Source organism: Nonomuraea sp. NPDC003201 (genome assembly GCF_053590415.1).
Map to the genome: position 1 here is coordinate 1 of NZ_JBSFTC010000226.1, position 19,753 is coordinate 19,753.

At 72.4% G+C, this 19,753-nt stretch carries 19 protein-coding genes; 10 read left to right on the plus strand and 9 right to left on the minus strand.

The window, feature by feature from the left end; translation table 11 throughout:
• Positions 1–24: 24 nt before the first annotated feature.
• Positions 25–837 (plus strand): formylglycine-generating enzyme family protein, encoded by an 813-nt coding sequence (locus ACWDX9_RS45095; RefSeq protein WP_449966181.1) that lies wholly within the window; start codon positions 25–27, stop codon positions 835–837.
• A 4-nt stretch (positions 838–841) separates the two neighbouring features.
• The gene (locus ACWDX9_RS45100) at positions 842–1,972 is read left to right on the plus strand and encodes a UDP-N-acetylglucosamine--N-acetylmuramyl-(pentapeptide) pyrophosphoryl-undecaprenol N-acetylglucosamine transferase (RefSeq protein WP_350734736.1); all 1,131 of its coding nucleotides are present in this window, start codon (positions 842–844) and stop codon (positions 1,970–1,972) included.
• 109 nt (positions 1,973–2,081) lie between these two features.
• On the opposite strand, the gene ACWDX9_RS45105 is transcribed toward ACWDX9_RS45100, so the two are convergent.
• The 4 genes from ACWDX9_RS45105 to ACWDX9_RS45120 form a co-directional block, all read right to left on the minus strand.
• Positions 2,082–2,966 (minus strand): hypothetical protein, encoded by an 885-nt coding sequence (locus tag ACWDX9_RS45105; RefSeq protein WP_449966150.1) that lies wholly within the window; start codon positions 2,964–2,966, stop codon positions 2,082–2,084.
• A gap of 21 nt (positions 2,967–2,987) precedes the next feature.
• Positions 2,988–3,896 carry a hypothetical protein gene (locus tag ACWDX9_RS45110; RefSeq protein WP_449966152.1) on the minus strand — a complete coding sequence of 303 codons (909 nt, stop codon included), beginning with the start codon at positions 3,894–3,896 and terminating at the stop codon, positions 2,988–2,990.
• A gap of 23 nt (positions 3,897–3,919) precedes the next feature.
• A complete protein-coding gene (locus tag ACWDX9_RS45115) occupies positions 3,920–4,807 on the minus strand; it encodes a hypothetical protein (protein WP_449966154.1) in 888 nt (295 codons plus the stop codon).
• Between the two features lie 186 nt (positions 4,808–4,993).
• Positions 4,994–6,421, minus strand: a complete 1,428-nt coding sequence (locus ACWDX9_RS45120) for a hypothetical protein (RefSeq protein WP_449966157.1) — start codon at positions 6,419–6,421, stop codon at positions 4,994–4,996.
• Between the two features lie 152 nt (positions 6,422–6,573).
• Between ACWDX9_RS45120 and ACWDX9_RS45125 the strand changes: the two genes are divergently transcribed.
• Together ACWDX9_RS45125 and ACWDX9_RS45130 are read left to right on the plus strand one after the other, a co-directional pair.
• Positions 6,574–7,230 carry a response regulator transcription factor gene (locus tag ACWDX9_RS45125; RefSeq protein WP_350734744.1) on the plus strand — a complete coding sequence of 219 codons (657 nt, stop codon included), beginning with the start codon at positions 6,574–6,576 and terminating at the stop codon, positions 7,228–7,230.
• A gap of 2 nt (positions 7,231–7,232) precedes the next feature.
• The gene (locus ACWDX9_RS45130) at positions 7,233–8,393 is read left to right on the plus strand and encodes a sensor histidine kinase (RefSeq protein ID WP_449966159.1); all 1,161 of its coding nucleotides are present in this window, start codon (positions 7,233–7,235) and stop codon (positions 8,391–8,393) included.
• Here ACWDX9_RS45130 and ACWDX9_RS45135 read toward each other — a convergent pair whose 3' ends face one another.
• Together ACWDX9_RS45135 and ACWDX9_RS45140 are read right to left on the minus strand one after the other, a co-directional pair.
• A complete protein-coding gene (locus ACWDX9_RS45135) occupies positions 8,394–11,219 on the minus strand; it encodes an NACHT domain-containing protein (protein WP_449966161.1) in 2,826 nt (941 codons plus the stop codon). It lies immediately after the preceding gene.
• A gap of 74 nt (positions 11,220–11,293) precedes the next feature.
• Complete coding sequence (locus tag ACWDX9_RS45140; RefSeq protein ID WP_449966164.1) at positions 11,294–13,171, minus strand: propionyl-CoA synthetase; 1,878 nt, start codon at positions 13,169–13,171, stop codon at positions 11,294–11,296.
• 45 nt (positions 13,172–13,216) lie between these two features.
• Between ACWDX9_RS45140 and ACWDX9_RS45145 the strand changes: the two genes are divergently transcribed.
• Positions 13,217–13,855: a nucleotidyltransferase domain-containing protein gene (locus ACWDX9_RS45145; RefSeq protein WP_449966166.1), complete on the plus strand. Its 639-nt coding sequence runs from the start codon at positions 13,217–13,219 to the stop codon at positions 13,853–13,855.
• Positions 13,852–14,601, plus strand: a complete 750-nt coding sequence (locus tag ACWDX9_RS45150) for a nucleotidyltransferase domain-containing protein (protein WP_397368386.1) — start codon at positions 13,852–13,854, stop codon at positions 14,599–14,601. The genes ACWDX9_RS45145 and ACWDX9_RS45150 overlap by 4 nt, the downstream gene beginning before the upstream one ends.
• A 335-nt stretch (positions 14,602–14,936) precedes the next feature.
• Here the strand turns inward: ACWDX9_RS45150 and ACWDX9_RS45155 are convergent, their stop codons facing one another.
• Complete coding sequence (locus ACWDX9_RS45155) at positions 14,937–15,209, minus strand: IS200/IS605 family transposase (protein ID WP_449966184.1); 273 nt, start codon at positions 15,207–15,209, stop codon at positions 14,937–14,939.
• 109 nt (positions 15,210–15,318) lie between these two features.
• Complete coding sequence (locus ACWDX9_RS45160) at positions 15,319–16,254, minus strand: GNAT family N-acetyltransferase (RefSeq protein ID WP_449966170.1); 936 nt, start codon at positions 16,252–16,254, stop codon at positions 15,319–15,321.
• 130 nt (positions 16,255–16,384) lie between these two features.
• On the opposite strand from ACWDX9_RS45160, the gene ACWDX9_RS45165 reads away from it, so the two are divergent.
• Together ACWDX9_RS45165 and ACWDX9_RS45170 are read left to right on the plus strand one after the other, a co-directional pair.
• A complete protein-coding gene (locus ACWDX9_RS45165; protein ID WP_449966172.1) occupies positions 16,385–17,311 on the plus strand; it encodes a hypothetical protein in 927 nt (308 codons plus the stop codon).
• A gap of 68 nt (positions 17,312–17,379) precedes the next feature.
• Positions 17,380–17,895: a hypothetical protein gene (locus ACWDX9_RS45170; protein ID WP_364241593.1), complete on the plus strand. Its 516-nt coding sequence runs from the start codon at positions 17,380–17,382 to the stop codon at positions 17,893–17,895.
• Between the two features lie 121 nt (positions 17,896–18,016).
• Here the strand turns inward: ACWDX9_RS45170 and ACWDX9_RS45175 are convergent, their stop codons facing one another.
• Positions 18,017–18,811, minus strand: a complete 795-nt coding sequence (locus ACWDX9_RS45175; RefSeq protein WP_449966174.1) for a class I SAM-dependent methyltransferase — start codon at positions 18,809–18,811, stop codon at positions 18,017–18,019.
• A 146-nt stretch (positions 18,812–18,957) separates the two neighbouring features.
• On the opposite strand from ACWDX9_RS45175, the gene def reads away from it, so the two are divergent.
• Positions 18,958–19,497 (plus strand): peptide deformylase, encoded by a 540-nt coding sequence (gene def, locus ACWDX9_RS45180; RefSeq protein WP_449966177.1) that lies wholly within the window; start codon positions 18,958–18,960, stop codon positions 19,495–19,497.
• Positions 19,498–19,504: 7 nt separating this feature from the next.
• Positions 19,505–19,753, plus strand: a 249-nt coding sequence (locus tag ACWDX9_RS45185) for a helix-turn-helix domain-containing protein (protein WP_449966179.1), incomplete at its 3' end; no start/stop codon positions are given.

The following is a 19,753-nucleotide window of genomic DNA, read 5'->3' on the forward strand; positions in this document are numbered from 1 at the left end:
ATCGCGGTGCCGGCGCACGACAGTATCGGGCCGGATGAGAAGCCGCAGGCGGCGCAGGACGTCGCGGGGCAGCGGCGTCAGGAGGACGGCGAGGGGCCGGTGCGCGAGGTGCGGCTGGACCCGTTCATGATCGATCCGACGTGCGTGACGAACGCGCAGTTCGCCACGTTCGTGAAGGAGACCGGCTACGTCACCGAGGCCGAGCGGATCGGCTGGTCGTTCGTGTTCGCCCAGTTCGCCACGGGCGGGGTGATGGAGGCCAGCGTGCCCGGCGCACCCTGGTGGGCGGGCGTCGAGGGCGCCTCGTGGCGCTCGCCGGAGGGCCCGGGGTCGTCGGCCGGCGACCGGCAGAACCACCCCGTCGTGCACGTGTCCTGGAACGACGCGACCGCGTACGCCACGTGGGCCGGCAAGCGGCTGCCCACGGAGGCGGAGTGGGAGATGGCCGCCCGCGGCGGCCTGGAGCGCAAGCGCTACCCGTGGGGCGACGAGCTGGCGCCCAAGGGGCGGCAGCGGTGCAACATCTGGCAGGGCCGCTTCCCGGTGGCGCCGAGCAAGGGGACGGTGCCGGTCAAGTCCTTCCAGCCCAACGGGTACGGCCTCTACAACGTCTCCGGCAACGTCTGGGAGTGGACGGCCGACTGGTGGGGCACGAGTTGGGAGGCGTTCGCCGACAACCCGGCCGGTCCCGCGCAGGGTGCGGCGAAGGTGATCCGCGGCGGCTCGTACATGTGCCACGACTCCTACTGCAACCGCTACCGCGTGGCCGCCCGCACCTCCAACACGCCTGACTCCTCCACCGGGCACACGGGTTTCCGCTGTGCGGCCCTAGTCTGATCGCATGTCACGAACCCTGCGACTGTTGATCACCGGCGGCGGCACCGGTGGTCACACCTATCCGGCTCTGACCACCCTGTCGGCCGTCCAGCGGCGTCAGGTGCCCCACGACGTGCTCTGGGTGGGCACGGCCAACGGCCTGGAGGCCCGGATCACGTCCGAGCACGGCATCCCGTTCAAGGCGATCACCACGGGCAAGCTGCGCCGCCGTCCGAACCTCAAGGAGCTGGGCACCAACATCGCCGACGTCTTCCGCATCCCGATCGGGGTGCTGCAGGCGGTGGGACACGCGGCCCGCTACCTGCCGGACGTGGTGTTGTCGACCGGGGGCTACGTGGCGGTGCCCATCGGGGTCGCGGCCAAGCTGATCCGCCGGCCGCTGGTGATGCACGAGCAGACGACCGTCGTGGGGCTGGCCAACCGCATCCTGGCCAGGCTGGCGACCAGGATCGCGCTGTCGCACGAGTCGTCGCTGGACTATTTGCCCGCCTCCGCGCGCTCCAGGGCCGTGGTGACCGGAAACCCGATCAGGCCCGAGCTGCTGCAGGGCAACCGGGCGGCGGCGTACGACCTGTTCGGGCTGACGTTCGAGGTGCCGCTGATCTACGTGACGGGCGGCGCGCAGGGCAGCAAGCAGGTCAACACCCTGATCGCGGAGATCCTGCCGCGGCTGCTGCCGCACGCGCAGGTCGTGCACCAGTGCGGGCCGGCGTGGATCGACCAGATGCGGGCCGTGGCGCTGCCCGTCGACCTGGCCGATCGCTACCATCCGGTGCCGTACGTGGGCGGGGAGCTGGCCGACCTGTTCGCCGCCGCCGACGTGGTGATCTCCCGCAGCGGGGCGGGGACGGTGTCGGAGCTGACCGCCATCGGCAAGCCCTCCGTGCTGGTGCCCCTGATCCCCACCGGGGGTGACGAGCAGCGCAAGAACGCCGCGTACCTGGTGTCGGCGGGGGCGGCCCGGGCCCTGCTGGAGCCGCATCCGACGGCCGAGCAGCTGCTGGCCGAGCTGATGCCGTTGCTGGCCGACCCGGGGCTGCGGCATTCGATGGGGCAGGCCTCGGCCAAGCTCGGCCGCGTGGACGCCGCCGACGCCCTGTGCGACCTCCTCCTGGAAACCGCCCGGCCCACCTGACGTCGGCGCGCGGGGCCGCGCCTGCTGCGGCCCCGAGGACACCGGCCGGGGTACGGCGCGTCGGGGCCGGAGGGACGGCCGCGTCACCGGGCGGGGTGCGGCGGAGGGGTCAGGGGTCGAGGTAGCGGAAGGCTTCGTGGGCGGAGGTGACGCTTCGCCGCAGCGCCTGCTCCAGCCGGTCCGCGTCCTGCGCCAGCCGCTCCAGCTCCGGCATTGCGAGCCCGTCGGCCCCCGTCTCGGCCACCAGTTCCTCGTACTGGTGCAGCCGCCCCCGCAGCTCCTCGATCTGGTGGTGGGCCTGGTACGCGCGCTCGGCGTCCGCGACGTTGGACGCGTAACGTTCCAGCGCCTCGACGCGGGCCAGCACGGCCTCCTCGCTGCTGTCGAGGGCCCGCGCGAGGGGTTCGGCCACGGCCTCCACCTCGGGGGTGAGCCCCTTGGACACGGTCTCCCTGTGCTTGGTGCGCAGCGCGGACAGCTTGGCCAGCAGGCGGGCGATCTCCCACTCCTGGGCGGGCAGCATCACCGCGTTGCTCACGTCGTCGAGCAGGCCCTCGGCGTTGACCCGGGACTCGGTCACGACGGCGATGGCGCGCTGGGCGCGGGCGAGCAGGCGGGCGGAGGCCTCGTCGAGGTCCTCGGTGAGCACGTAGCGGCCCTCGTACCAGCGCAGCTGCTCGTAGACCTCCCGCTCGTACTCCTCCTCGTCGTCGTCGGGCAGGTCGTTGCGGACGAACAGCACGATCATCATGGGGATGCCCAGCAGGACGAGCATCAGCAGGCCGAGGCCCCGGCCGACCAGGCCGCTGACGGCCATCACTCCGAAGAGCGCCACCGATCCGAACGCCGCGACTATCCGGTACTGCGCACTCGATATGGCCCGCCTCGACTCGGGGGCCCAGCCCTGGCGCATCTTGAGCAGCACCCGCCGGCTCTCCCTGAGCAGCTGCGCGTCATCCGGCGGCACATCGGGGTCAACCACCACATCCGCCACGAAATCGGATCCTAAGGGAAGTCACCCCCTCAGGTGGCGAAAAGCTTCGTGCGCGGAGCTGACGCTGTCACGAAGCGCTTGTTCAAGGCGGTCGGCGTCGTCGGACAACCGGCTCAGCTCCGGTACGGACGACCCGTCGGCGCCCGACTCGGCGAGGAGTTCCTCGTAACGGGGCAGCTTGGCGCTGAGGCGTTCGATCTGGTGCCGGGCGCGGTAGGCGCGCTCGGCGTCGCCGACGTGGCCGGCGTAACGTTCCAGCGCCTCGACGCGGGCGATCACGGCCTGCTGGCTGCTGTCGAGCGCCTGGGCGAGGGGTTCGGCGACGGCGGCCACCTCTGGGGTGAGGCCTTCGGAGACGACCTCCTCGTGCTCGGCCCGCAGCTCCGACAGCTTGGCCAGCAGCCGGGCGATCTCCCACTCCTGGGCGGGCAGCATCACCGCGTTGCGCACGTCGTCCAGGAGGCCCTCGGCGTGGACGCTGGAGCTCATGACCTGGTCGATGGCGGTCTGGGCGCGGATCATGAGGGCCCTGGCGGGCTCGTCGAGCTGGTCGCGTACGACGTAACGGCCCTCGTGCCGGCGGGAGCTGTCGTAGACGGCCAGCTCCAGCGCGTGCGCGCGCTCCACCTCGGCGTCGGGCCTGGGCCTGAGCAGGACGCTGACGACGAGCAGGGCGGCGCCGGTCATGATCACGGCGAAGGGGGTGTAGCGTCCGGCGACGAAGAGGGCCAGGCCGTAGACGGCCGCGACGGCGGCGGTCCCGGTGGCCGCCAGCCTGGTCACGACGCCGACCAGCGGGCGATGGCGCTTGTGCGCGGGCACCCAGCCGGCGTGGATGCGTACGAGGAGCTTGCGGTTGTCACGTAAGAGGGCCGCGACGTCGTCGGCCACCGCCGGATCGACTATCACCTTCGCATGACGTCCGGGCACGTTATCGATCCTATGTCCGGGTGTCATCCTTCGAGATAGCGGAACGCCTCGTGGGCGGACCGGACGCTGCGTCGTAAGGTGCGTTCGAGCACGTCGGCGTCCTCGGTCAGGCGCTCGATCTCGGGCACGGCGAGCTTGTCCGCGCCCGACTCCGCCAGCAGTTCCTCGTAGCGCGGCAGCCGGGCGCGCAGCTCCTCGATCTGGCCGCGGGCGTGGTAGGCGCGCTCGGCCTCGGCCACGTGGCCGGCGTAACGTTCCAGCGCCTCCACGCGGGCGATCACGGCGGCCTCGCTGTTGACCAGGGCCCGTTCGAGCGGCTCGATCACCGCGGCCACCTCGGGCGCGATGCCCCTGGCCAGCAGCTCCCGGTGTTCCAGGCGCAGCGCCGACAGCTTGGCGAGCAGGCGGGCGATCTCCCACTCCTGGGCGGGCAGCATCACGGCGTTGCGGGCGTCGTCCAGCAGTCCTTCGGCGTTGACGTGGGAGCGCAGCACCGACCCGATGGCCCGCTGCGCCCTGACCAGGACGGCTCGCGCCTCCGGGTCGAAGTCCTCGAGCAGCAGGTAGCGGCCGTCGTACCAGCGGGCCTGCTCGTACACGGCGCGCTCCTGCGGCCGGTCGTCCTCGGGCACCTCGCTCATGGAGGCGATCTTGACGAGGACGATGAAGACGTACGTGCCGAGCAGCACGAACCCGGCCGGCGCGAACGGCGAGGCGAGCAGGAGGCCCATGAGCGCGACCACGAAGGGGGTCGCGGCCAGGAGCATGGCACTGGACGGGCTCTTGTGGCGGGACGGGGGCGTCTCGGCGGGCGGCACCCATCCGGCCCTGATCCTGGACAGCAGCGGGGCGTTGGCACGCAGCAGTCCGGCTATTTCCGGAGGCACTCCGGGATCGACGACCACACCCACGCTCTGTCCTGGCACCCTGGCGCCCCCAACGCTCGTGATGTACGGATATTACGTAACATTCCGGTGGAGTGTCAGCCTCAAAAGGGTCAGCCGGGAGAATCGGCGGGGGCGATCCCGGGGCGTGTCCATGGCCGGCCGAGCTCATGAGGGCGCCTCGACCAGCGGCGCGGCGGGCCGCGCGGCCCTTCAGGACGCGCGAGATCCGTTCGCCGATGCTCTCGGACGCGCAACATGATCGTAGCCACGGGGGTAACCACCCGACCGGCGCGGCGCCGGCCGCCGCACGGCCAGGGCGGCGGCCACGCAGGCGACGGGGATGGCGGGCAGGACGTAGCGGTGGTCGAAGTCGAGCGCGGCCACCGGCGCCACGAGCAGGAACACCGCGAACGACCACGGCAGCAGCGCCGTGCGCGGGCGCAGCACCGCGCCCGCCCCGCCGGCCAGCAGCAGGACGCCGAACAGCGTGCCGTGCAGGAACCACGGGTACGGGTAGGCGGCCAGGATCGAGGCGAACGGCTCGACGGACCGCATGCCCCGGATGTCGGGGTCGTACTCCTTCCTGACCTGGTCCACGAGGGGCTGGCCGGACGGGAGCGGCCAGGAGCCCCGCTGGAAGGCCGTGGTCGGGCTCATGCGCTTCGGGTGGGCGACGGGCTCCCAGGTGAAGGCGAGCGAGGTGTCGCGGACGACCTCGCGCAGGTAGTCCAGGGGCTGCGCGGCGATCGCCCGGAGCGCGAACGCCCTGGCCAGGTCGTTGTGGGTGAACCGGTCGCCGGGCAGGCGGTTGAGCGAGGCCCGCGGGTCCCAGACGTACTCGGAGGCGGCGTCCAGGACGGTGCCGTTCGGGCAGAGCGCGGCCTGGTCAGCGGGCGGCCTGATGATCGAGCAGTCGGCGAAGGTCATGGTGCGGGCCCACAGGGCGACGCCGTCCGAGCCGCTCAAGGCGAACCTGCCGTGGTGCTCGGCGTACCAGCCGGCGTAGGCGGCCAGCGGCAGCGCCCCCGCCACCACCAGGGCGAGGGTCGCCCGCCACCGTGCCTGCCACGCGGTCCGCCGCAGCAGGAGGTAGAGGGCGGCCAGGCCGAGCAGCGGCACGGTGGCGGTACGGGTCAGACCGGCCAGCGCGAGGAGCACCCCGGCCACCGCCGCCGCCCGCGTGGACACCTCCCCGCGCCACATGAGCACCAGCAGCGCGGCCACGACGAGGAAGATCACCTGCGTGTCCGACAGCACGGCGTGCTCCAGGCGCACGAACGCCGGGTCGAACAGCACCGGCACCGCCGCCAGCGCCGCTCCCCAGGCGGGCAGCGGCCGGCGGCGCAGCAGCAGGTAGATCATCGTCCCGACGGCCAGCCCCATCGCGTGCTGCACCCCCACGACGAGCTCCACGCTCTGGAAGGGCCGCAGCGCCCACAGGAACCAGGAGTAGCCCGCCGGGTGGAACGCGCCCTGCGGGCGCAGGCGCACGGCCGTGTCCAGGTAGGTGAACGAGTCGTACCAGTAGAGCCGCGCCGTGTCGTACCCCAGCATGACGAGCACGCGCAGCGCGGCGGCGAGCGCGAGCACGCACCCGAACAACCCGTGGTCACGTGGCCCCGCGAGTGTGGGCGCCATGGTCTTCTCCCCCGAGACCGCCAGGCGGATCCCGGCTTCAGGGGGGCCAGTCCAGCGCGCCACCTATAACCTGAACGTCACCGAATCTGGTTATGCGCGCGTTATGCCGGCCAGAGCAGACTGGCGGGCATTTAACATCTTTTGGGGGCAAGGTGCGCGTTTTGGTCGCTGAGGATGAGCGGATGCTCGCCGACTCGATCGCCGAGGGGTTACGCGGAGAGGCACTGGCCGTCGACGTCGCCTACGACGGGGACGCGGCGCTCGAACGGCTCGGCGTGCACGACTACGACGTGCTGATCCTCGACCGCGACCTGCCGCAGGTGCACGGGGACGAGGTGTGCAAGGCCGTGGTCGAGCGCGGCTGGCTGGTGCGGGTGCTCATGCTGACCGCCGCGAGCGACGTGCGCTCGCGGGTGGTGGGGTTGTCGCTGGGGGCCGACGACTACCTGCCCAAGCCGTTCGCGTTCGAGGAGCTGGTGGCGCGGGTGCACGCGCTCGGGCGGCGGGCCCGGCGGGCCGACCCGCCCATGCTGGAGCGGGCCGGGGTGCGGCTGGACTGGGCGCACCGGCAGGTGTTCAGGGAGGGCCGGTACGTGCCGCTGGCCCGCAAGGAGTTCGGCGTGCTGGCCGAGCTGCTGCGGGCCCAGGGAGCGGTGGTCTCGGCGGAGACGTTGCTGGAGAAGGTGTGGGACGAGCACATCGACCCGTTCACGAACACGGTCCGCACCACGATGATGAAGCTGCGCAAGAAGCTCGGCGAGCCGCAGGTCATCGAGACCGTGCCGGGATCGGGGTATCGCATCCCATGAGCATGCGCCTGCGTTTCGCCCTGCTCAGCGGGGGCGTGTTCTTCGTGGTCGCCGCCCTCGCGCTGGCCGCCGTCTACTTCGTCGTCCAGACGAGCCTCCAGTACCGGGCCTCCGTGTTCACCCCCGACGAGATCCGGGTGGATCGGGACGGCTACAGCCTCTACGCCCCGCGCTACCAGGACGGGTACGAGATAGCCAGGGGGTTCGCGCTCAAGACGCACCTCACCTACCAGACCGGCGTCCTCGCCAACCTGCGCACCGCCGGCGGGCTCGCGGTGCTGGCCGGCACCGGGCTGGCGTTCGGGATCGGCTGGCGGACGGCGGGCATGGTGCTGCGCCCGCTCAGGAACGTCACCGACACCGCCCGCCGGGTCGCCCAGAGCCACAACCTGAGCGAGCGGATCGGCTACGACGGTCCCCAGGACGAGATCAAGGAGCTGACCGACGTCTACGACACCATGCTCGCCCGGCTGGCGCGCTCGTTCGACGGCCAGCGCAGGTTCGTCGCGAACGCCTCGCACGAGCTGCGCACCCCGCTCACGATCAACAGGACGCTCGTGGACGTGGCCGTCCGGCGGCCGGACGCGACCGAGGACGTCAAGCGGCTCGGCGAGTCGCTGCTGCTGGTCAACGCCCGCCACGAGCGCCTGATTGACGGCCTGCTGGCGCTGGCCGAGGGCGAGCAGGCGGTGCTGGACCGGCGGCCGTTCGACCTGGCTGACGTGGCCGAGCACGTGCTCGACCAGGCGGCGGCCGAGGCGGCCGAGCGCGAGGTGACCATGCACCGGCTGCTCGACCCCGCGCCGACGGCGGGCGAGGCGGTGCTGGTGGAGCGGCTGGTGCAGAACCTCGTGGAGAACGCCATCCGGCACAACCACGCCAAGGGCGAGGTGTGGGTCACGACGCGGCGGCGGGCCGATCGGGTCGAGCTGGTCGTGGCCAACTCGGGGCTGCAGGTGCCGTCGTACGAGATCGAGACGATCTTCGAACCGTTCCGGCGGCTGCACGGCGACCGGCTGCGCTCGGACCGCGGCAGCGGGCTGGGGCTGTCGATCGTACGGGTGATCACCGAGGCGCACGACGGCACGGTCACGGCCACGCCCAGGGACGAGGGCGGTCTGACGATCAGCGTGGAGCTGCCCGTCGGCTCCGAGCCGGCCTGATCAGTCCAGGCCCTGGATCTCCCAGAGCGCCGTCTCCGGGATGCCCGCCTTGACGAGCTGCTCCCAGGTGCCCACCCGGTCGGCCGGGTCGGCGAGCATGGCGCGCAGGAGCGGCCGCAGCTCCGTGTGGTCGGCGCCGTCCTCGGTCCACATCGCGCCCAGGGCCCGGTGCATGGCCGGCGACCGGACGGCCACGGTCCGCACCAGCTCGTCCAGGATGGCCAGGCGGTCCCGGTACGGCAGGAAGCGGCCCTCCCCCAGCGCCGCGACCAGCAGGTCGAGCAGGCGCCGGTGCCGGGCCGAGTGGCCGGTGGCGACCGCGACGACGACGTCGCCCATGCCGCCGGTCTCCGCGCCGCCGAGCACGACGTCCTCCTTGCCGTCTTCGAGGACGCGGTGCGCCGACAGGGCGGTCACCAGCCCGGTCCAGCCCTCCTGCCCGAGCTGCCCCTTCCACAGGTGGCTGAGCGAGGACCACTGCTCCAGGTGGTCGGGCCCGGACAGGATCGACGACACGCGGACCGGCTGCTCGGACGCGCAGACGATGAGCAGGGTGAGGTTGGCCGAGTAGGCGGCCAGGCGGCGGGTCATCGTGTGGCGTACCGGCCGGAATCCGATGAAGTGGCGGCGGGGCCGCTCGTGCAGCGACCGGCGCAGCAGGCCGGCCAGCAGCTCCACGCAGCGCTCGCGCACGGCGGAGGGCACCTCGTCCAGCAGCTCCAGGATGAACCCGACGGTCGGCCCGCGCTCGGCCAGGCACGAGTGGGACGTGACCGCGTACAGCAGGTCGTCGTCCACGGCCTGCACCAGCGCGAGCGGCTCGTCGCCGGCCAGGCGGCGGCGCCGGTCGAGGTCGCGCAGCGCGTACATGGTCAGCCAGGCCACCAGGAACTCGCCGAACGTGGAGTGCAGGAAGGCGTGCCCGTTCCTGCGCACGAAGAAGAAGCGCTCGGTGGCCTTGCGCGCCCAGTCGACGCGGGCCTCCCCTGGTTGATCGGGGTCGCCGGGGTCGTCCTCGCCGCCCTGGCACAGGGCGGGCAGGTCGCGGTTGAGCGCCTCGTCAGTGATGACCTGGCTTCCGCTGGCCAGCATGGACAGGGCGACCGCGCCGAGCAGGACCAGCTCCTGGTCGATGGCCACCCGGCGCACGCCGCCGGTCTCGCGTTCGGTGTAGTCGCGCAGCAGCACCTCGTACAGGCGGGCGCGCCCGAGCTGGCCGTGGTCGCGCTGCAGCGCGTTGCTGCCCGCGTCGTAGAGGGCCAGCAGCAGCAGGAGCAGCGGCTGCCTGGCCATCTCGCCGTGGACGAGCGCCGCCTCGGCCGGCAGGGGCTTCAGGTCGCGGCGGGCGAGCAGGCCGCGGTTGCGGCGGTCCCAGATGGTCAGCCACTGCCGCACCTGGTCGTCGTCGAACGGCTGGAGCTGCAGCCCGAGCAGCCCCTTGGGGAACCTGATCCGGTCGGCCACCACCGTGCGGCCGGTCACGATCACCGCCACCGGGCGGCCCAGCTCCGCCTCCCTGGTCTGGAACTCCTGCACCCGTTCGAGGTAGTCGTGGCGGTCGACCCCGCCCTGCACCAGCTCGTCGAACCCGTCGAGGAGGATCACCGGCATCGCCCCGTCGGCGGCCGTCACCAGCTCGGCGTAGTCCACCTCCGTCCCCAGCACCGTGCCGAGGGCCTGCTCGACCTGCGTGGTGACGCCCGCCCGCGCGGACACGCCGGCCAGCTCGACCCGGATCGGCAGGAACTCCGACCTGGCCAGCCGCGCGGCGAGCACCTCGGTGAGCTTGGTCTTGCCCGAGCCCGGCTCGCCCAGCACGAGCAGGGGCGCCTGGGTGGCGCGCAGCGAGGTCAGGTGGCCCACCAGGAACGCCTCGGTGTCGGGCACCGGCCGCCGGTCCTCCCACCAGTCCAGCTGGGCGGGCGTGGCGTCCCTGGTCAGCTCGGCGACCCGGAAGCGGGGGCTGAGGTAGCCCTCGCCGAGCAGCGGGAGCCAGACGTCCTCGGGCAGCTTGCCGGCGTGCAGGAGGGGCTGGTCGAGCGCGTTGGCGGCCATCCTGGCCTGGTGGATCACCGGGCGGTCGCCCACCCGGGGCGGGGCCAGCTCGGCCAGCAGCCAGGCCACCCGCGACAGCGCCGTGGCGGGCGCCGGCTTCTCGGTGACGAGGCTGCGCACCCCGAACTCGTGGCTGTCGAGGGCCAGCGACCGGTAGTCCTCGTCGTAGATGCGCAGCGCGCGGGCGGGCGGGCCCTCGGCCAGCATGCGGGGCAGCAGGAGCTGGTCGTCGACCGTCAGGTCGTCCCAGACGCTCAGCCCGCCCACGTATCCGGCCATGGCCTCCGACATGCGCTGGTAGGCACGTTCCACGGCGAGGCGGGTCTCGGAGTAGGGCAGATGCGGCTCGGGCGTGGGCAGCCGCTCCAGCAGCAGGCTCGCCACCAGCCGGGCGAAGCGCTCGGCGGTCGGCACGCCGTGCGAGATCTTGCCGCCGCGGTCGAGCTGGTCGAGCGGGAACGGCAGCTTCGCCTCGCCGAGCGCCTCGAAGTAGGCCGAGATGACGATCACCGCGTGCGCGGAGGCCAGCCGCTGGGTGCGGGTGTACCGGTCGACGCCGCTCTTCAGCTCGGGCATGCGCCGCACGACGTCCTCGCCGTAGCCGACGATGCTGTTGCGCATGTCGGTCAGGCCCGTCGCGAGCTGCCCCGCCCCGGCCAGCGCCCAGCCGGTACGCGCCGCCGCCGCGGCGAACCCGACCACCTTGACGAGCCGGGCGTCCTTGCACCCGAGGATCCTCAGGGCATCGGCGTAGCTCGGGGTCTCGATCATGTGCCTTCTCCCGGGGACTGGGAGTCCCATCATGCGCTGTGCGGCCGGGCCTTTTGGCGGAAGTTACCGGGCCGTCATGTTCGCTTCACGGCCTCCTCGATCTCCGGCAGCGCCGCGGGATCCTCGATCGTGGAGGGCGTGGTGTACGGATTGCCGTCGGCGATGTCCCGCATGGTCGCGCGCAGGATCTTGCCCGAGCGCGTCTTCGGCAGCCGGGCCACCACGGCGGCGCGGCGGAAGGCGGCGACGGGGCCGATGCGCTCGCGTACCAGGGCGGTCAGCTCGCGCTCGATCTCCGCCGGATCTCGGTCGGCGCCCGCCTTGAGCACCACGAACCCGACGGGCAGCTGGCCCTTCAGCTCGTCGGCCACGCCGATCACCGCGCACTCGGCCACGTCGGGGTGGGCGGCGATGACCTCCTCCATCGCGCCGGTCGACAGGCGGTGCCCGGCGACGTTGATCACGTCGTCGATGCGGCCCATGACGTAGAGGTAGCCGTCGGCGTCCACGTGGCCGCCGTCGCCGGTGAGGTAGTGGCCGGGGTAGCGCTCCAGGTAGGAGCGGGCGAAGCGGGCCTCGTCGCGGTAGAGGGTGGGCAGCGCGCCGGGCGGGAGCGGCAGCCTGACGGTGACGGCGCCGTCCACGCCCGGCGGGCACTCGTCGCCGCCGGGGTCGAGGATGCGCACGTCCCAGCCGGGGACGGGCTTGGTGGGCGAGCCGGGCTTGAGCGGCAGCGGCTCGATGCCGACGCAGTTGGCGGCGATGGGCCAGCCGGTCTCGGTCTGCCACCAGTGGTCGATGACGGGGATGCCGAGCAGGTCGGAGGCCCAGTGGTAGGTGTCGGGGTCGAGGCGTTCGCCGGCGAGGAAGAGGTAACGCAGCCCCGACAGGTCCCACTTTTTCGGGAAAATGCCGGATGGGTCCTCTTTCTTGATGGCCCTGATCGCGGTCGGCGCGGTGAACAGCGTGCGCACCCCGTACGTGGACACCACCCGCCAGAACGCGCCCGGGTCGGGGGTGCCGACCGGTTTGCCCTCGTACAGCACGGTCGTGCAGCCGGCCAGCAGCGGCCCGTACACGATGTAGGAGTGACCGACCACCCAGCCCACGTCGGAGGCCGCCCAGTAGACCTCGCCCGGGGCGGCGCCGTACACGTGGGACATGCTCCAGTGCAGCGCCACCGCGTGCCCGCCGTTGTCGCGCACCACGCCCTTGGGCAGGCCGGTGGTGCCGGAGGTGTAGAGGATGTAGAGCGGGTCGGTGGCGGCCACGCTGACGCAATCGGCCGGCTCGGCGTCGCGCACCGCCCGCGCCCAGTCGAGGTCGCGGCCCTCGTCGAGCTCGGCCACGGCCTGCGGCCGCTGCAGGATCACGCACCTGGCGGGCCGGTGCCCGGCCTGCTCCAGCGCGGCGTCCAGCAGCGGCTTGTACGCCACCACCCGCGACGGCTCGATGCCGCAGGACGCCGAGAGCACCACCTTGGGCCTGGCGTGGTCGATCCGCACGGCCAGTTCCCTGGCCGCGAACCCGCCGAACACCACCGAGTGCACCGCCCCGAGCCGCGCGCAGGCCAGCATCGCGATCACGGCCTCCGGCACCATGGGCATGTAGATCACCACGGTGTCGCCCGCCGTCACGCCGAGGTCGCGCAGCATGCCGGCCGTCCTGGCCACCTGGTCGAGCAGCTCGGCGTACGTGTACGTGCGGGCCGTCCCCGTCACCGGGCTGTCGTACATCAGCGCCGCCTGGTCACCGCGCCCGGCCGCCACGTGCCGGTCGACCGCGTTGAAGCAGGTGTTGAGCCGCCCGTCGGGGAACCACCGGCCACCGGCCGTCACGGTCGCCGGCGCCCGGTCCCAGGAGATCCCCAGTGCCGCCTCGGCCCAGAACTCGTCGGGTCGTTCGATGCTGTGCCGGTAAGCCTGCCGGTAAGCCTCGCCATAACCGCTCACTTATCGATCAGACCAGTCCACGGGCCCATGGCGCAAGATATCCGGGTGACCGATGACATGATCCTTACCGTCGTCATGGGGTCGAGGGCGTACGGACTCGAGACGGACGCCTCCGACACCGACCGGCGGGGCGTCTTCGTGGCGCCGACGGCCGCGTTCTGGCGGTTGGAGAAACCGGCGACGCACCGGGACGGGCCGCTGCCCGAGCAGTTCTCGTGGGAGGTCGAGCGCTTCTGCGTCCTCGCCCTCGAGGCGAACCCCACCGCGCTGGAGTGCCTGTGGTCCCCCATGGTGGAGGTGATCACGCCTGCCGGGCGGCGGCTGCGCGAGCTGCGCCGGGCGTTCCTGTCGGAACGGGCGCGGCACTCCTTCGCCGGGTACGCCGACTCGCAGTTCCGCCGGCTCGACCCGGCCGCGCCCAAGTGGAAGCAGGCGATGCACATGATCCGGCTGCTGCTCAGCGGCCTGCACCTGATCCGCCACGGGGAACCGCTGGTCCAGGTGGGGCCCTATCGGGAGCGGCTGCTGGCGATCCGGCGCGGCGAGGTGCCGTGGGCGGAGGTGAACGCCTGGCGGATCGACCTGGCCGCCGAGGTGGGCGCCGCCGGCAGCGTGCTGCCGGAGCGGGCGGACCGGGAGCGGGTGGAGGAGTTCCTGGTCGGCGTGCGAAAGGAGAACTTGTGAAGCTGCCCGATTGGCTGGCCGAGATCCCCGGCGAGCAGCCGTACCCGCTGGTGTTCGCGACGGTGAGCGGGGCGCACCTGTACGGGTTCCCCTCGGTGGACTCGGACGTGGACCTGCGCGGCGTGCACGTGCTGCCGGTGGAGGAGGTGGCGGGGCTGCGGCACGGGCCGCAGACGCTGGAGCGGATGTGGACGCGCGACGGCGTCGAGGTGGACCTGGTGACGCACGACCTGGCCAAGTTCTGCCGATTACTGCTGGGGCGCAACGGCTATGTGCTGGAGCAGCTGCTGTCGCCGCTGGTCGTGACGTCGTCGCCGGTGCACGAGGAGCTGGTGGCGCTGGCCCCGGGCTGCCTGACGCGGCACCACGCCCACCACTACCTGGGGTTCGCGCGGACGCAGTGGCGGCTGTTCACCAAACGCCTGGAGCTGAAGCCGCTGCTCTACACCTTCCGCGTGCTGGCCACCGGGACGCACCTCATGCGCACCGGCGAGCTGGAGGCCGACCTGACGCGCCTGTACGCGTACGGGCCCGCGTACCTGCCGGACCTGGTCGCCCGCAAGGTGGAGGCCGAGCACGTGCGCGCGCCCTCCACGCTCGGCCTGGAGGCGGACGTGGAGCGGATGACGGCTGCGCTGGAGGCGGCGCGTGACTCCTCCGTCCTGCCCGAGCGGGCCACGGCGGAGGCGGCGCTGCACGACCTGGTGGTGCGGGCGCGCGTGCGCGGGTGGAGCTCCCTGACGTGACGTCGGCAGGCGGGAAGCCGGTGGGCAGAGCGGACGGGCTCGAGGCCGTCGGCGAGGAGCCGGCGGGCGGGACGGACGCGCTCGGGGTCGTCGGCGGGGCCTTGGCGGCCGGGTCGGGGTGCCGAGCTGGACCCGGTGGCCCCCTGCCCCATCCTCCGCCCGCTCTGTTCCCTCACGACCTCCAGCGGGGCGGGCCGGACGGGCGGGCACTCCTGGGGACGCCCCACCAGACGACCCGCCGGGCACCCTCGGGGACCCGCTGGGCGCTCGGGCGAGGTTGAGGGGTGGCGGCAGGTTCCGGTTTGCTCGTGGGGCGAGTGAGGAACTTGTAGGACCTACGCACGGCCGCCGCCCGGGGATGCCCGCTCATCCTGCGTGCCGATGTGGCGCTGTGCCGTCCGCACGGACACGGCGTCGACCGTGACCACGAAGGAGGACCGTGACCACAGTGTGGGCAGCCGGGAGCGCAGGTGCGGGAACTCGGCGCGCATCTGCCGGCCGTGCTCGTCGGCCTTGGCCCCGATCAGCTCCTCCCGGCGGTTCTTCACCCGCCCGTCAAGAACCGGGCGGCGGTACCTCGGGCACCACACCACGTGGTACCCGCTCAGGCCTTGGCGGCCCTCCGCTCCCGAATCCCCAGTCGTCTGAAGGCGACGGTCCCATCAAGAGGACTTGATGGATCGAATCGACGATCCCGTACGTGACGGCCCGCCCGCATCACGCGTTCACGGGATTCGCCGACAGGACGAGCCTGATGGCGAAGTTGTGGTAGCCGGCGCGTTCGAACGCCCTGGCCATCGGCACGTTGCCGGAGTCCGTGTCCGCCAGGATCCGCTGGACCCCGCGTTCGGCGTGGACGCGGGTGATCTCGCCGAGCAGCTCGTCCACGTACCCGTGGCCCCGGTGCTCGGGCACCACACCGAGGTAGCCGACCACGGGCCCGCCGTCGTTCGCCGACGGCAGGGCGACCCCGACCAGGTCCCCGCTCTTGTCGTACGCCAGCCGCCACCACGACCGGTCGCCCCGCATGGACCGGTTGTCGCGAACGTCCTCGCGCGCCTGCTCCAGGGGGTCCATCGTGACCAGGGCCTGCCGGGTGTGGAAGTCGAGCGTCCCGACGGCCACCCGGCGGAACGCCTCCACGAACACCTCGTCGTCGTCATCGCCACGGAAGACGAGCCGGTCGGACGGCTCGGGGACGGGCCCGGCCGTCCATTCGTACCGGAGCCGTTCCAGCTCCTCGGTCAGCCCGGCGCGGCCGGCCGCCTCCCAGCGCCAGGCGATGGCCGCCGCGGCCTTCGGGTGGTCGCGCCAGCCGCGGGTGACGAACACGTGGTACTCGATGGCCCGCCCGTACGCGTCGTGGGCGCGGCGCAGCAGCTCGGCGGCCAGCCCCACGCGATCGTCCACCGACGGATGGACGTACACGCAGTCGAGCGCGAGGGGCCTGTCGCCGTCGGGGAAGCCCCACCAGACGGCGCGGGCCAGGATCTCGCCGTCGTCGGCGACGGCGAGCCAGATGCGGTCGTACCGGTAGTTGCCGCTCTCCAGGAACGAGAGCAGGCGTTCGGGATGCGCCCAGCTGATGGACTCGTCGACGACGCAGCCGAGCAGGCGGTCTAGATCGTCCTCGACCGCGGGACGGAAAAGCACAATTCCTCCGAGAAGTAGAAGCGGGCACAGTGAGTGCCCGAAGTAATGCCGAACATCTCAGTGCCTCCTTTCTTCCGGCTTTTCGGCGTCACGGGGCACTGTAGCGGAAATATCGCGACAGGATGGGCTCGTGAGGTCCTACGACGACACCCTGCCCCTGCAGCCCCCGATCCGGCTGCCCGAGGAGGCCACGCTCGCGGCGGCCGTCCGTGCCGCTCCCCTGGCCGAAGAGCTGAAGCCGGAGGGCTCCGACGCGGAGGTCCTGACCTTCTGGGCGGGCCACTGCCGCGAACGGCTGGCCGCCGACGAGGGGCTGCTGCTGGAGCTCGTCAGGATGTTCCTGTCGCGCGAGCCGCATCCGGGCGCCGTGCCCGAGGTGCTGACCGGGCTGGGCCTGGTACGCCAGGCGGAGCCGTACACGCTGAGCTGGCTCGGGCTGTGGGCGGCGCGGCTGATCATCGCGGAGACCACCGGGCAGGAGGTGCCGGTCATCGGGTCGCTCGCGGACGCCGACGCCGCCAAGCTGCTGCACGGCCTGCGCTCCTACCCGGAGACGGAACGCGGCGAGGAGCTGGCCGGGTGGCTCAAGGGCCGGGACACGGACGCGGCGGTGGCCGAGATCGCCTCGGCGCTGGCCCCGGTGAGCCCGCTCAGCCGGGCGGTCGGCGTGGAGCTGCTGTCGTCGGACTTCGGCGAGGAGGGGAGGCGGGCGCTGGCCGGGCTGCTGGAGGAGCCCGGGCTCGGGGCGGTGATCGCCACCAGGACGGAGCGCGACGACCGCCCGGCCGCCCCGGAGGAGATCGCCTGGGTGTTCGTGGACATGGCGGCGGCGCTGCTGGAGTTCGGGGGCGAGGCGGGTGAGGTGATCGAGTCGATCGCCATGGGGATGGACGCGGAGGAGCAGGCGGGGACGATCGCGATCCTGGCGTTCGGGGACCATCCGTGGACGGGGCAGGTGCTGCGCGTGCTCATCGACCACCACCCCGACGAGCGCGTCGCCGCCGCGGCCCGCAAGGCCCTGCGCCGGCTGCACGGGCTCGCGGACCTGCGCGGCTGACGTGCGGCCGCCGTTCTGGAGTGCGCCGGGTGCCCGGGACGGCGGCGGGCGGCGGTAGAGTCGGCCCGGTGACGACGCATGCGATCTCCCCGCAGACCGGCATCCTGGGTGACGCGTTCGCCTGCGAGTGCGGCGCCGTGCTCGCCGGGCGGATGACGGCCGAGCTGCACGCCGCCGAGAACGGCCTGTGCTCGGTCTGCCTCGGCTCCGGCCAGGAGGAGATGGCGCCCGGGCTGACACACGGCTGCACGGCGTGCGCGGCCACCGGGGGCCGCCAGGAGCAGGTCATCTGGCAGCTCGCCTACGCCGAGGCCGAGCACCTCATCACGATCGCCGTCGTACGCGGGATCGTCGCGAACTTCGACGGGCCGTTCCACCTGTCGGAGGCCGCCGACGCGGTGCGGGCCGGGATGGGGCTGCCCGCCGGACGGCTGCCCGTCGGCCCGCGGGTGCGCGACCTGCTGCTGGAGATGCAGGCCGCGGGCGAGATCACCATGCTGTCGGCGCCGGACGAGATGATCGGCTCGGACATGGTCCTCTACCGCGACCCCCAGTGGCAGCGGGCCCGCACCCTGGGCCTGTGACCCGCCCGGCGCGTGCCGGGGACGCGCGGCCGGGGACGCTGACGCGCGTCTGGGGACTCGACAACCGCGACCACGCCCGTTGACGCGCGCCCGTTGACACGCGCCGTGGCGCCGGGGGTCGTCAGGCGCGGCAGATGATCTCACCGTGGACGATGGAGATCCAGCCGTCCTCGGCCTCCGCCCACTTCAGCCACCCCTGCGAGATCCGCCGCAGGCCGGCCTCCGTGGCCGCGCCGGTCGACAGGGCCTGCTCGGCCATGGTGGAGCCCAGGATGCGGTCCGCCCACATCCCGCCCCACCAGGCCCGGTCCTCCGGCGTGGCGAAGCACCACGTCGAGGAGGTGGCGGTGACGTCGGTGAAGCCCGCCGCCCTGGCCCACGACAGCAGCCGCCGCCCCGCGTCCGGCTCGCCGCCGTTCGCCCGCGCGAGCCTCTGGTACAGCGCCATCCACTCGTCCAGCTCCGGCAGCAGCGGATACCAGGCGAACGCCGCGTAGTCGCTGTCGCGCGCCGCCACGTACCCGGTCGGCTTGGTCACCCGGCGCATCTCCCGCAGCGCCCGCACCGGGTCGCCGACGTGCTGCAGCACCTGGTGCGCGTGGACCACGCAGAACGTGTCGTCGGGGAAGTCGAGAGCGTGCGCGTCCGCGACGGCGAAGTCGACGTTGTCCAGTCCTCGGGCGGTGATCTCGGCCCTGGACAGCTCGAGCGCCTCCTCGGTCACCTCCGACGCCGTCAGGTGGCCGACCAGGCCCGCCAGGTCGGCGGCGATCGTGCCGGGGCCGCTGCCCACGTCCAGCACCTTCATGTGCGGCTTGAGGTGGGGCAGCAGGTACGCGGCCGAGTTCTCGGCGGTGCGCCAGCGGTGCGAGCGCAGCACGGACTCATGGTGGCCATGCGTGTACACGGCGTTCATCGGCAAACTCCTTCGTTTCCGCTCCGACGCCGATCACTCTAGCGCTCGTCTCATCATCCAAGAAGAAACGTCTTGCATTTCGAGACAGCGAAGAGACCGTAAACTTTGTTGCGAAACGTTCGCAAATTCGGAGAGAGGCGTTGGTCGTGGGAGAGGTCCGGCCGATCGTGCACGTCGGAGACCCGGTGCTGCATCACCCGTGCGAGCCGGTCACCCGGTTCGACGACGCGCTGGCGGCGCTGGTGGAGGACATGTTCGCGAGCATGTACGCGGCGGAGGGCGTGGGCCTGGCCGCCAACCAGATCGGCGTGGCCCTGCGCGTGTTCGTCTACGACTGCCCGGACGCGGACGGGGAGCACCACAGGGGCGTCGTCGTCAACCCCACCCTGGAGCTTCCCGAGGTGGGCGAGCGCCATCTCGACGCGGACGACGAGGGCTGCCTGTCGGTGCCCGGCCAGTACGCACCGCTCCCCCGCCCCGACCACGCCACCGTGCACGGGTTCGACGCCGCCGGGGAGCCCGTCACGGTCGAGGGGACGGGGCTGCTGGCCCGCTGCCTCCAGCACGAGACCGACCACCTCGACGGCTACCTGTACATCGACCGCCTTCCCGCCAAACGCCGCAAGCGGGTGCTGGCCGCCTACGAGGAGGCCCGTTCCACTATCGCGGACAAAGCACCGCTATAGTGGAGGAATGGAAGGCGAAGGGGTCCTGTCGAGCGGCCTGTCGATGGCCGAGCTCGGGCTGCGGATCCGCACGGAGCGGCGGGCGCGCGGGCTGACCGTCGAGCGGCTGGCCACGCTGAGCGGCATCAGCCGGAGCATGGTCTCGGAGGTCGAGCGGGGCGCCAAGACCCCGACGGTGCTGGTGCTCGACCGGCTGGCCACGGCGCTCGGCACGTCGATCGCCCGGCTGCTCGACGAGCCGGCGCACTCGGCGATG